Source organism: Pseudomonas sp. MYb193, from assembly GCF_002966775.1.
Taxonomy (GTDB): domain Bacteria; phylum Pseudomonadota; class Gammaproteobacteria; order Pseudomonadales; family Pseudomonadaceae; genus Aquipseudomonas; species Aquipseudomonas paracarnis.
In genome coordinates, this window is the sequence record NZ_CP023269.1 from 4,769,567 (window position 1) to 4,781,863 (window position 12,297).

The 12,297-nt window shown below is 59.2% G+C and carries 13 protein-coding genes; 4 read left to right on the forward strand and 9 right to left on the reverse strand.

Annotated features, from left to right (window positions below):
• Positions 1–24 precede the first annotated feature (24 nt).
• Entirely contained in the window at positions 25–495 is a 471-nt protein-coding gene (locus CLM72_RS21850) for a MaoC family dehydratase (protein WP_003193747.1), read from the forward strand.
• A gap of 147 nt (positions 496–642) precedes the next feature.
• Here CLM72_RS21850 and CLM72_RS21855 read toward each other — a convergent pair whose 3' ends face one another.
• A complete protein-coding gene (locus CLM72_RS21855) occupies positions 643–1,110 on the reverse strand; it encodes a PA2169 family four-helix-bundle protein (protein ID WP_003193748.1) in 468 nt (155 codons plus the stop codon).
• A gap of 204 nt (positions 1,111–1,314) precedes the next feature.
• Between CLM72_RS21855 and CLM72_RS21860 the strand changes: the two genes are divergently transcribed.
• Together CLM72_RS21860 and CLM72_RS21865 are read left to right on the forward strand one after the other, a co-directional pair.
• Entirely contained in the window at positions 1,315–1,551 is a 237-nt protein-coding gene (locus CLM72_RS21860) for a DUF3820 family protein (protein ID WP_003193750.1), read from the forward strand.
• A 10-nt stretch (positions 1,552–1,561) separates the two neighbouring features.
• Positions 1,562–2,737 (forward strand): aminotransferase class V-fold PLP-dependent enzyme, encoded by a 1,176-nt coding sequence (locus CLM72_RS21865; protein WP_105228121.1) that lies wholly within the window; start codon positions 1,562–1,564, stop codon positions 2,735–2,737.
• Between the two features lie 205 nt (positions 2,738–2,942).
• On the opposite strand, the gene CLM72_RS21870 is transcribed toward CLM72_RS21865, so the two are convergent.
• The 3 genes from CLM72_RS21870 to zwf are packed head-to-tail and all read right to left on the reverse strand — an operon-like array spanning position 2,943 to position 5,792.
• Entirely contained in the window at positions 2,943–3,608 is a 666-nt protein-coding gene (locus CLM72_RS21870; RefSeq protein ID WP_026067364.1) for a bifunctional 4-hydroxy-2-oxoglutarate aldolase/2-dehydro-3-deoxy-phosphogluconate aldolase, read from the reverse strand.
• Positions 3,609–3,625: 17 nt separating this feature from the next.
• Positions 3,626–4,339, reverse strand: coding sequence for a 6-phosphogluconolactonase (gene pgl, locus CLM72_RS21875; RefSeq protein WP_105228123.1), 714 nt, complete (start codon positions 4,337–4,339; stop codon positions 3,626–3,628).
• Complete coding sequence (zwf, locus tag CLM72_RS21880) at positions 4,326–5,792, reverse strand: glucose-6-phosphate dehydrogenase (RefSeq protein ID WP_034128521.1); 1,467 nt, start codon at positions 5,790–5,792, stop codon at positions 4,326–4,328. Before zwf ends, pgl begins: the two co-directional genes overlap by 14 nt.
• A 220-nt stretch (positions 5,793–6,012) precedes the next feature.
• On the opposite strand from zwf, the gene CLM72_RS21885 reads away from it, so the two are divergent.
• Entirely contained in the window at positions 6,013–6,873 is an 861-nt protein-coding gene (locus CLM72_RS21885; RefSeq protein ID WP_169856377.1) for a MurR/RpiR family transcriptional regulator, read from the forward strand.
• 113 nt (positions 6,874–6,986) lie between these two features.
• Here the strand turns inward: CLM72_RS21885 and CLM72_RS21890 are convergent, their stop codons facing one another.
• From CLM72_RS21890 to CLM72_RS21910, 5 genes are all read right to left on the reverse strand, one after another.
• Positions 6,987–7,832, reverse strand: coding sequence for a D-hexose-6-phosphate mutarotase (locus tag CLM72_RS21890; RefSeq protein ID WP_054896703.1), 846 nt, complete (start codon positions 7,830–7,832; stop codon positions 6,987–6,989).
• A 98-nt stretch (positions 7,833–7,930) separates the two neighbouring features.
• Positions 7,931–9,277, reverse strand: coding sequence for a carbohydrate porin (locus CLM72_RS21895; protein WP_054918236.1), 1,347 nt, complete (start codon positions 9,275–9,277; stop codon positions 7,931–7,933).
• Between the two features lie 85 nt (positions 9,278–9,362).
• The gene (locus CLM72_RS21900; RefSeq protein ID WP_096144824.1) at positions 9,363–10,523 is read right to left on the reverse strand and encodes an ABC transporter ATP-binding protein; all 1,161 of its coding nucleotides are present in this window, start codon (positions 10,521–10,523) and stop codon (positions 9,363–9,365) included.
• A 2-nt stretch (positions 10,524–10,525) separates the two neighbouring features.
• A complete protein-coding gene (locus CLM72_RS21905; RefSeq protein WP_003193763.1) occupies positions 10,526–11,371 on the reverse strand; it encodes a carbohydrate ABC transporter permease in 846 nt (281 codons plus the stop codon).
• Positions 11,364–12,272: a carbohydrate ABC transporter permease gene (locus tag CLM72_RS21910; RefSeq protein ID WP_003193765.1), complete on the reverse strand. Its 909-nt coding sequence runs from the start codon at positions 12,270–12,272 to the stop codon at positions 11,364–11,366. The genes CLM72_RS21905 and CLM72_RS21910 overlap by 8 nt, the downstream gene beginning before the upstream one ends.
• Between the last annotated feature and the right edge of the window lie 25 nt (positions 12,273–12,297).

Here is a 12,297-nt window from a genome sequence, read left to right on the forward strand (position 1 = left end):
TTAAGCCACAGGATGCACGTTGAGATGACCCAGGTAACCAACACCCCGTACGAAGCGCTTGAAGTGGGCCAGACTGCCAGCTTCAGCAAAACCGTCGAAGAGCGCGATATCCAGCTGTTCGCCGCCATGTCGGGTGACCACAACCCGGTGCACCTGGACGCTGAATACGCCAAGGCGACCATGTTCAAGGAGCGAATTGCCCACGGCATGTTCAGCGGCGCGCTGATCAGCGCGGCGGTGGCCTGCGAGTTGCCTGGGCCAGGCACGATCTATATCGGCCAGCAAATGACCTTCCAGAAACCGGTGAAGATCGGCGACACCCTGACCGTGCGTTTGGAAATCCTCGAGAAACTGCCGAAGTTTCGCGTGCGCATTGCCACTCGGGTGTTCAATCAGCGTGATGAGTTGGTAGTCGATGGCGAGGCGGAAATTCTGGCGCCACGCAAACAGCAAGTCGTGACCCTGACCGAGCTGCCGCCAATCAGCATCGGCTGATCTACATTCCAGCCTTTGCATAAAAAAATGTGGGAGCGGGCTCGCCCGCGAATGCGGTGTATCAGCCAATACAACAGTGACTGATCCACCGCTTTCGCGAGCAAGCCCGCTCCCACACTAGGTCCAGCGTAGGTCTTACCTCAGGTCTTACGACTGAGCGCGAGCCTGGTTACGCAGGGCTTTTACCTGGTCGTGGTTACGCTGTACACCGTGGTACTGACGCTCAACCAAGTCACGAATGCCCACCAGGTTGTGCTTGTTGATCTTCTCGATCGCTTCCTTGTAAGCCTTCAGTGCGTGGTCTTCACCGCGCTCGGCTTCGTTCAATACGGCCTCTTCGTCCTTGCCGGTGACCATCGACTTCACGTCGACCCAGCCACGGTGCAAGGCGCCGGCCATGCTGCCGGAATCTTCAGGATCGCCACCCAAGGCACGCACAGCAGTTTTCAGTTCAGCAGCGGCTGTCGCGCAATCAGCGGAGCGCTTTGCAAACAGGGCCTTGAGTTCTGGATGCTTGATGTCTTCAGCGCATTCCTTGAAACCCTTTTGGCCGTCGATGCTGGTCTCAATCAGGTCGTTCAGTACGGAGATCGATTCTTTGTTGATATCAGTCATTTTTCAATTCCTTGTACGGGTTAGAAGGTTGCCTTGGTTATTGCAGCGCCCGTGCCAGGTTTAGAAAAATTATTTTTGTGTTTATTTTCAATATCTTACGAATTATTGAACCATCTGTATGTTGGTTATTTGCATGATCTGTCATTTGGCCTTCATGCAGAATGCCTGTATTTTCGAAAGCCTGGCCTCAACCCTACGACGCTCATGAATCCCGAAAAACTCGAACTGCTGATCACCCGTCAAATGCCCTTTGGCAAATACAAAGGCCGGATCATTGCCGACCTGCCCGGGCCCTACCTGAATTGGTTCGCCCGTGAAGGTTTCCCCCACGGGGAACTGGGCGGTTTGCTGGCCTTGATGCAGGAAATCGACCACAACGGCCTGTCCGAATTGCTTGAACCACTGCGCGCCAAACATGGCAGACCCGCCCCCCGCCACTGAGAGACTCACCATGCCAAGGAATGCCGATAACGAACCGCACTGGCACGCCATCGCCCAGCGCTATGAATACGAGCCCGGCCCGATCAACCTGGAAAACGGCTACTTCGGGCGCATGAGCCGGGCGGTGCAGGCCCAGTACCTTGAGCACATCAGCTTTATCAACCGCAGCAACTCTGTGCATGTGCGCCAGCGTTTTGAACAGGGTGAAAACAACGAGATACGCCGCCAGTTGGCCGGGTTGATTGATGTCGACCCCGAATCGGTCGCTTTCACCCGTAACGCTACCGAAGCCTTGCAGTCACTGATCCGCAACTACAACCGCCTGCAACCCGGCGACCAGGTGCTGATCAGCGACCTGGAATACGACACGGTCAAAGGCGCCATGCGCTGGCTGGCAGCGACTCGCGGCGTGGAAGTGATAGAGGTGGCCCACACCCACCCGGCCAGTTTCGACAGCCTGGTGCAGACTTATCACGATGCGTTTGTGCAGTACCCGCGTCTGAGATTAATGGCCTTGACCCATGTGACCCACCGTACGGGCCTGGTCATGCCGGTTGCGGCCATTGCCAAGGCCGCGCGCGAACGCGCAATCGACGTGATCCTCGACGGCGCCCACGCCTTGGGCCAGATCGACTTCAACCTGGCCGAACTGGGCATTCAGTTCGCAGGCTTCAACCTGCACAAGTGGATCGGCGCGCCGCTGACCCTGGGCTTTTTGTACATCGCACCGGAGCGCCTGGCCGATATCGACCCGGATATGGGCGAGTTTCACTACCCAGCCACCGATGTGCGAGCGCGTACGTCCTACAGCACGCCGAACTTTCCGGCGCTCATGACCTTGCCCCTCGTGTTTGAAGAGCATCGACAGTTGGGTGGCGCTGCGGCCAAGGGCGCACGCGTCAATTACCTGCGCAACCTGTGGGTAAACCAGGTACGGCCGCTGCCGGGGATTGAAGTACTGACCTCGGATGACCCGCGACTGTACTGCGGGATCACAGCCTTCAAGCTCATCGGGCGTGATCAGCAGACGATGGTGGACCGGTTGCTCAAGGAGCACGGCCTGTTCACCACCACGCGCACGGGAGCAGCGTTTGGCACCTGTATCCGGGTGACGCCGGGGCTGTTGACGTCGGCGGCGGACATCAATGCGCTAGTCCATGCGATCACCAAACTAAACACCGTTTAAAACTGTAGGAGCTGGCTTGCCTGCGATAACGGTGTATCAGCCAAAGATGGGCTAACTGATAAAGAGCTATCGCAGGCAAGCCAGCTCCCACCTTCAAAGCGGCGATGTGCTTGAGGTTTTTTTACAGGCAAAAAAAAGCGGCACACCGACCAAGTGCGCCGCAAAAATGCCGTTAAGCACAGCAACAACGATTCGATAAATCAGTTCAGTCCAGCAGCGCCAGCGCCTGGGCAGTGACTTCCTGGATACGCGCCCAGTCGCCGTTCTTGACCCACTCCGGATCCAGCATCCAGCTGCCGCCCACGCACATCACGTTTTTCAACGCCATGTAGCTCTTGATGTTGGCCGGGCCAACACCGCCAGTCGGGCAGAATTTGACTTCGCCGAACGGGCCGCCGAGAGCCTTGATGGCAGCAACACCACCGCTGACTTCAGCCGGGAACAGCTTGAAGCGGCGATAACCCAGGCCGTAGCCTTCCATGATGCCGGAGGCGTTGCTGATGCCCGGCAACAGCGGGATCGGGCTGTGTACCGAGGCTTCCAGCAAGTCACGGGTGATGCCGGGGGTGACGATAAATTGCGAGCCTGCCACTTCTGCCGCTTCGAGCATGTGACGGTCGAGCACGGTACCGGCACCGGTGCACAGCTCAGGACGTTGCTCGCGCAAGACCTGAATGGCCTTGAGGCCGAACTCGGAACGCAGGGTCACTTCCAGCGCGGTCAAACCGCCAGCGGCCAGGGCGTCGGCCAACGGCAGGATGTCCTGCTCGCGGGCGATGGTGATCACCGGCAGGATCCGCGCCTTGGCGCAGAGGCTGTCGATCAAGGCAACTTTATCCGCCATGGACACGGTCGGTTGAGGGCTTTTCATAGCGGCTGATCCTTGGCTCATGGGCACCAGTAAATCTCTAGAGTAGGTTGCAAAAACGCGCGAATCGGCATGGCAGCAACATCGTCGCTGGCCAGCGCGGCGCTCAAGGTGGTCAATTTCGAACTGCCGGAAATCGACAGCACGGTGTAGCTGGCCGTGGCCAGCAGCGCACGACTCATGGTCAGGCGCTGGTGCGGCACAGTGGGCGCCAGCATCGGCCAGCAACGGCGGGTACCGTCGGCCTTCAGCGCTTCGCTCAGGTTAGGGCTGTTGGGGAACAGCGATGCGGTGTGGCCGTCATCGCCCATGCCCAGCACCAGCACATCAATGGCTGGCAACTCGCCCAGCAGGCGATCGGCCTGCTCGGCAGCGTCTTCAAGATTGGCAGCGGGGCTGTACAGGCTCAAGAACTTCGCCTTGGCCGCCGGACCTTGCAGCAAGTGTTGCTTCAACAGGCCAGCATTGCTGTCGGCATGTTCGACCGGCACCCAGCGTTCATCGGCCAGGGTGATGGTGACCATGGACCAGTCCAGGCCCTGCTTGGCCAGGTTCTGGAAAAACGCCACGGGGCTGCGGCCACCGGACACCACCAACGTGGCCTCGCCACGGGCGCTGATGGCCGAGCGCAGTTGTTCAGCCACGTCATTGGCCAGGCCATCGGCCAGCAGCGCAGGCGTACGGTACTCATGGGCAGTGACGCCCTGAGGCAGTTTCAATTCAGATATCGCCATACCACGACCTCCCATCCCGCGTGATCAGTGCAATGGAGCTCATCGGCCCCCAGGACCCCGCCGCATAAGGCTTGGGCGCATCACCGGATTTTTTCCAGCCGGCGATCAACTGGTCACACCACTTCCACGCGGCTTCGATTTCATCTTTGCGAACAAACAGGTTCTGATTGCCGCGCATCACTTCCAGCAACAATCGCTCGTAGGCATCGGGGATGCGTGCGCTGCGATAGGTGTCGGAAAAATTCAATTGCAGCGGTCCGCTGCGCAGTTGCATGCCTTTGTCCAGGCCCTGCTCCTTGGTCATCACACGCAGGGAAATACCTTCGTCCGGCTGCAGGCGGATGATCAGCTTGTTGCTGATCTGCAGACGCTGCTCCGGGGCGAAGATGTAGTGGGACGGTTCCTTGAAGTGAATGACAATCTGCGACAGTTTTTGCGGCATACGCTTGCCGGTACGCAGGTAGAACGGCACGCCGGCCCAGCGCCAGTTACGGATATCGGCACGCAGGGCAACGAACGTCTCGGTGTCGCTCTGGGTGTTGGAGTTGTCTTCTTCCAGGTAACCCGGCACGGCTTTACCAGCGCTGTAGCCGGCGATGTACTGGCCACGGACTACCTGAGTGGTCAGGCCCTCGGGGCTGATCGGCGCCAAGGCCTTGAGCACCTTGACCTTCTCGTCGCGGATGCTGTCGGCGGACAGGTCGGCGGGCGGGTCCATGGCAATCAGGCAAAGCAGTTGCAACAGGTGATTCTGGATCATGTCGCGCAGTTGGCCAGCCTTGTCGAAGTAACCCCAACGGCCTTCGATGCCAACCTGCTCGGCCACGGTGATTTCCACGTGGGAGATGTAGTTCTGGTTCCACTGGGTTTCGAACAGGCTGTTGGCGAAACGCAGGGCGATCAGGTTCTGCACCGTCTCTTTGCCCAGGTAGTGGTCGATGCGGTAGGTGCGGTTTTCCGGAAAGAACTGCGCCACGGCGTCGTTGACCTTGCGCGACGACTCCAGGTCCGAACCGATGGGTTTTTCCAGCACTACGCGGGTATTTTCCGCCAGGCCGACCTTGGACAGGTTTTCGCAGATCGCGCCGTACACCGCCGCCGGGGTGGCGAAGTAGGCAATCAGGCGTTGCTCGCTGCCGGCTTTTTCGGCCAGGGCGACGTAGTCGTCGGCCTTCATGAAGTCGACATGCACATAAGCCAGGCGTGCGAGGAAACGCTGGGCCACGGCTTCGTCGAGCTCTTTGCCGACGTATTTACGCAATTCTTTTTCGATATGGGCCAGGTGTTGCTGCTCGGAGCCGGCTTCACGGGCCAGGGCCAGGATGCGTGTGTCGTCGTGCAGCAACCCGGCGCCATCGAGTTGATAAAGGGCAGGAAATAACTTGCGCAGCGCCAGATCACCCAAGGCGCCAAACAGGGCAAAGGTGCAGGGTTCCACGGTTATCGAAGGCATGATGTTTGTTCTTTTATCAAGTTAAGCTACAAATACCTTTTTTCAAGGCATCACTCAAGGAAAAATGTAGTAATAACCACAACATTTTCCCGAAATACGCATTGCGAGTGGTGGTGTTCAGCTACCCTCAGTAGGATAGGCCACCGCGAAAAGCCACTCATCGATTGGTTACCGCCTTTTTATTTGCATCGTCGCCCGAAGGAAAGACTGAATGGACCGCGTGCGAAATCTTCTGGAACAGATCCGGAACCGCCTCGAAGAATTGAACAAGGCCGAGCGCAAAGTCGCTGAAGTGATCCTGCTCAACCCGCAGCAGGCCACACGCTTCTCGATCGCCGCCCTCGCCCAGGCCGCCTCGGTCAGTGAACCGACGGTCAACCGCTTCTGCCGTTCGTTCGGTGTCAGCGGTTACCCTGAACTCAAATTGCAGTTGGCGCAAAGCCTGGCCAGTGGCGCCGCGTATGTCAGCCGCGCCGTGGAGGCCGATGATAACCCCGAGGCCTACACCCAGAAGATCTTTGGCAGCGCCATTGCCTCCTTGGACAGTGCGTGCCAGGCCCTGGACCCGGCGCTGATCAGCAAGGCCGTGGACTTGTTGATCCAGGCGCGGCAAATCCACTTCTTTGGCCTCGGCGCTTCGGCCCCCGTAGCCATGGACGCGTTGCACAAGTTCTTCCGCTTCAACCTGGCGGTGACCGCCCACGCCGACGTGCTGATGCAACGCATGATCGCCTCGGTGGCGCACACTGGTGAGTTGTTCGTGATCATTTCCTACACCGGCCGTACCCGCGAACTGGTGGAAGTGGCGCGTATCGCTCGGGAAAACGGTGCGTCAGTGCTGGGCGTGACCGCCGAAAACTCGCCGCTGGCCAAGGCCAGTACGGTGAGCCTGAACATCCCGTTGCCGGAAGACACGGATATCTACATGCCGATGACTTCTCGGATTATCCAATTGACGGTATTGGACGTGTTGGCAACGGGTATGACCCTGCGTCGCGGAGTGGATTTCCAGCCGCATTTGCGCAAGATCAAAGAGAGTTTGAATGACAGCCGGTATCCGGTTGGGGATGAATTCAACTAGCAGGCAGCTCTACCAGCAGTACCGGCGCTATCGCAGGCAAGCCAGCTCCCACAGGGGAATGCATTCCAAAGGTGGGAGCTGGCTTGCCTGCGATAGCGCCATCAGCCACACCGCTAAACCCCTGCCCTGGCCTGCAAACTCAAGTGGGCCCTCTCCCCCGGCGCCAGGCTCGCCGCCGCCATCGCCGCCTCTACGCACACAAACCCCGACGCTTCGTTAAAGCTCACGCCCAACAGCGGCCGGCTCCCCGGGTGCCACACCACCGTATCGGCGCTGTCGCCGGTGTCGATGCACAGTTCACGCTGCCAGGCGTGGTCCTTGAGCTGCAATTCGCCCTCATGCTGGAACACCCGCTGGCATCCGCCATCGACCCGCAATTCACCTTCCTGCTGGCAAACCTGGCGATTGAGCTGGTCGTAACCTTGTGCTCCTTCGAGCCCAGACAGCGCTACCTCATCGACGTGACCAATACGCCAGTAAGCGTGCAATGCATGGCTCAACTGGCACGGCAGCTCGTCGTGATGCTCGGTGCTCAGGCGCAGTTCCAGGGTGTCACCCAGGTGCGCGTGCAAGTCCACCTGCCAGTCGCACAGCTGCAATTGCCAGTGCAGGCGCACGCCGTCGTCATCGGTGCTGCTGTCGAGCAGTTTCCAGTCGATCAAGCGGGCCCATCCGTGGGACGGCCAGGCATTTTCGCTGGGGTGGCGGCCATACCACGGCCAGCACACCGGTACGCCACCACGGATAGCCCCGACTTGCGGCCATTTGGCGGCACACCACAGCCACGGCTTCTGGCCCGTAGGTTGAAAGTGCAGCAATTGCGCGCCCTGGCGACTGAACACCGCCTGGCACAGGGGGTGGTCGATCACCAACACATCGCGCATCTGAAAGCGCTCCCAGGCGAACACCGGACGCTCGCGCAGGGATTTGAAAAAGCGTTGCAGCGGTTGCTCGTGCATGTGCCCAGGTCCCGAATATCACAGTGCCACGCAAAAAAAAGCGGATAGCCATGGCTACCCGCAAATGCGCACAGAGAGAGGAGCTTATCGCAACAGCGTTAGAACGTAGACTGAATTTTCAGGCCCGCTACCAGCGCGTTGTCGACTTTATCCACGCCGCCAGGCTGGACAACGTACTGCAGGTTCGGACGCACAGTCAGCCAGTTGGTGACGTGGAAACCGTAGTTGAGTTCGACGTTGTATTCAGTCTCACGAATCGGCGTGTACAGCGGATTGTCGTAGTCGCTCACACCATTGGCGGCGTTGAGCAATTGAGAGTTCTTCTTCACGTCATCGTTGACATGCAGGCGAGCGACGCCAATGCCGACGTCATCTTTTGGACGCGCGTCGAATGGGCCTTTGTACACGAGCATCAACGACTGGTAGTTGTCGACCAGGTTGGTTTCCTTGTCATGGAAGGTCGCGTTGGCTGCAATGTTCAGGCCACGGGAAGCGTCGCCGTTATGGGTGGTGAGTTGCTGTTGCGCAACGAACCAGTAGCCTTTCTTGCTGCTGCGGGTACGGAAGTCGGCGCCGCTGAGGACCGCATCGTTACCGTTGACGTCTTCACGTACATCCGGAGCATCGGCCGCACTTTTATAGAAACCCACACGGTATTCGCCCGGCAGGTTATTAACCTTCGGCGACCAGACCAATTCCACCGGAATCACGGTGCCCTTGGTACCACTGCCGCTGAGTTTGAAGCCGTTGCCGTGCTCCAGCTGCGACGGGTTCTGGTTGTAGGCACCGATTTGCGCATACAGCTCAGGCGTGATGTTGTATTTCACGCGGATAGCGGCCTGGGCGACCGGCCAGTTGTACCAGGTATTGACGTAGTTACCGACCTGCGAGCCGCAGAACGACAGGTTCTGGAAGTCACAAGGGAAGGTGTTGAAGTCTTCGCCTTCACCGAAGTAACCGAGCTTCACGTCCAGCTTGTTGTCGAACATCTGGTGCTGAATCCAGAACTGGGTCAGACGCACCATGTGGCCACGGCCATACACTTCTTGCGAGGAACTCAAGGTGCCGGCACGCGGGTCGCCAATGCGGTCATTGGAGATGTTCTGGCCATTACGATTGGTCAACTGGATCTTGGCCTGGGTGTTATCCCAGCCCCACAGTTTTTGCAGGTCCAGCGCCACGCCCAGACCGAACTGGTCGGAGTAACGACCGGTCTTGTCGTCGTTGTAGCCGCCGTGGGCGTTGTAGCCCATCTCGCCCACGTAGTCAGCCTTGATGTCGATACCTTGCTCGATCAGCTTGGTACGCTCGCCGCCCCAATCGCCGGTCATCCACTTGGAATCGGCGCTGAATGCATCGGCCGCCATCGCATTGGCGGACAATACAAGGGCTGCTGCCGCTGACAGTTGGCAGATCAGCCGGGTGTTGTTGTGTTGCTTTTTCATCCCTACATCCTCGTCTTTATTGTTATTAAACTGTTTTTATCTAACGCGGGTTACATTTTTTAACTAAAACAATCACTTATCTTGCTTAACGGCCCTTGAACTGGGTCACATTGTCGGCATGCCCCTGTGCCGGCAATGAAGCCACTGCGCCCAACCGCTCACCGGTCTTGGCGTCAAACAGCAATACCTTGGCCGGGTCGAACTGCAAGGTCAGGGTCTCGCCCACTTGCGGCGCCACGTCCGGCGCCAAACGGCAGCAGACCTTGGTGTCGTTGAGCTGCACAAACACCAGGGTGTCCGGGCCGGTAGGCTCGGTCACCTGCACTTCGGCGCGAATGCTCGACGAGCCGTTGCCCTCGCCCGCTGCCAGCACGATCTGCTCCGGGCGCAGGCCCAGGATCACATCGCGGTCTTCCAAACCGGCGTCATTCATGCCCAGCGGCAACTCGCAACGGGCCTGGCCGCTGTCGAGCAGCGCGACCAGACCACCGTTCTGGCGTTTTAGGCGCATGGGAACGAAGTTCATCGGTGGTGAACCGATAAAGCTTGCCACAAACAGGTTGGCAGGGTCGTTGTAAATTTCCTTCGGGGTGCCGAATTGCTGAATGATGCCGTCCTTCATCACCGCCACTTTGTCGCCCAGGGTCATCGCTTCGATCTGGTCGTGGGTCACGTAGACGGTGGTGGTTTTCAGACGCTGGTGCATCAGCTTCATTTCGGTACGCATCTCGACCCGCAGCTTGGCGTCGAGGTTGGACAGCGGTTCGTCGAACAGGTAGATCTTCGGTCGACGCGCCAGGGCACGGCCCATGGCCACGCGCTGTTGCTGGCCACCGGACAACTGGCCCGGCTTGCGGTTGAGCAGGTGTTCGATCTGCAGCAACTTGGCCACGCGCGCCACTTCGGCGTCGATGTCGGCTTGCGGCATCTTGCGGATCTTGAGGCCGAACTCGATGTTCTCGCGCACGCTCATGGTCGGGTACAGCGCGTAGGACTGGAACACCATGGCGATGTCACGGTCCTTGGGGCTCATGCCGCTCACGTCTTGATCACCGATCATGATCGCGCCGCCGGTGATGGTCTCAAGGCCGGCGATGCAGTTCATCAGCGTGGATTTACCACAGCCCGACGGGCCGACCAGGATGAGGAACTCGCCTTCCTTGATCGACAGTTCGATGTTCTTCAAGGTGTCGGGCAGGCCGGCGCCATAGGTCTTGTTTACATTGCGAAGTTCAAGCGTAGCCATGATTACCCCTTGACCGCGCCGGCCGTGAGGCCGCGCACGAAATACTTGCCTGCGATCACATAGACCAGCAGGGTCGGCAGCCCGGCGATCATCGCCGCCGCCATATCCACGTTATATTCCTTGGCCCCGGTGCTGGTGTTGACCAGGTTGTTCAGCGCTACCGTGATGGGCTGGGAGTCGCCGCTGGAGAACACCACACCGAACAGGAAGTCGTTCCAGATCTGGGTGAACTGCCAGATCAGGCAGACCATGATGATCGGCGTCGACATCGGCAGGATGATCCGGCGGAAGATGGTGAAGAAACCCGCTCCGTCCAGGCGTGCCGCCTTGATCAACGCATCCGGGATGCTCACGTAGTAGTTACGGAAAAACAGCGTGGTGAACGCCAGGCCGTAGACCACGTGGATAAACACCAGGCCGGTGGTGGTGCTGGCCAGGCCCATCTTGCCGAGGGTGAACGACGCGGGCAGCAGCACAGTCTGGAACGGCAGGAAGCAGCCGAACAGCAGCAGGCCGAAGAACAACTGCGAACCGCGGAAGCGCCAGAACGACAACACGTAGCCGTTCAAGGCGCCAATGGCGGTAGAGATGAGCACAGCAGGAACGGTGATCTTGATCGAGTTCCAGAAGTAGCCATCCACGGTGGCCCAGGCCTTGACCCAGCCGATGCCGCTGACCACGGTGGGCCAGCTCAGCAGGTTACCGGTGCTGATGTCTTCCGGGGTCTTGAAGCTGGTGAGCAGCATCACCACCAGCGGCACCAGGTACAGCAGCACCGCCAGGATCAGCACCGCGTAGATCGCGATGCGGCTCAGGCTGATGGCAGGTTTTGCGGCGAGACTAGTCATTGCGCTTGGTCCTCAGCTCGGAATACAGGTACGGCACAATGATCGCGAGGATCGCACCGAGCATCAGGATTGCACTGGCCGAACCCATGCCCATCTGGCCGCGACTGAAGGTGAACGAGTACATGAACATAGCCGGCAGGTCGGACGAGTAGCCCGGGCCGCCTGCGGTCATTGCCGCCACCAGGTCGAAGCTCTTGATCGCAATGTGCGCCAGGATCATCACCGCACTGAAGAACACCGGGCGCAGGCTCGGCAGCACCACGCTCCAGTAGATACGCGGCAGGCTTGCGCCATCGATCTGCGCAGCGCGGATGATCGACTGATCAACACCGCGCAGGCCGGCGAGGAACATCGCCATGATAAAGCCCGAGGCTTGCCACACAGCGGCGATCACCAGGCAGTAGACCACGCGGTCCGGGTCGATCAGCCAGTCGAGACGGAAGCCTTCCCAGCCCCAGTCCCGCAGGAGTTTGTCCAGGCCCATGCCCGGGTTGAGCAGCCATTTCCAGGCGGTACCGGTGACGATCATGGAGAGCGCCATCGGGTACAGGTAAATGGTGCGGATAAAGCCTTCGCGGCGGATTTTCTGGTCGAGGAAAATCGCCAGCAGCACACCGATCACCAGGGTGATGCCGATGAACATGCCGCCGAACACGGCCAGGTTCTTACTCGCCACCCACCAGCGGTCGTTATCGAACAGCCGCTGATACTGCGCCAGGCCCGCCCATTTGTAGCTGGGCAGGAACGTCGAGGTGGTGAACGACAGCACGAACGTCCACAGGATGTAGCCATAAAAGCCCACCAGCACGATGAACATGCTCGGCGCCAGCACCAGTTTAGGGAGCCAGCGCTGCAGCACATCGAATGGCGAGGCCTTGCTGAACACAGCAACAGAACTCATGGGAAAATCCAGTACAGGGAAAAAG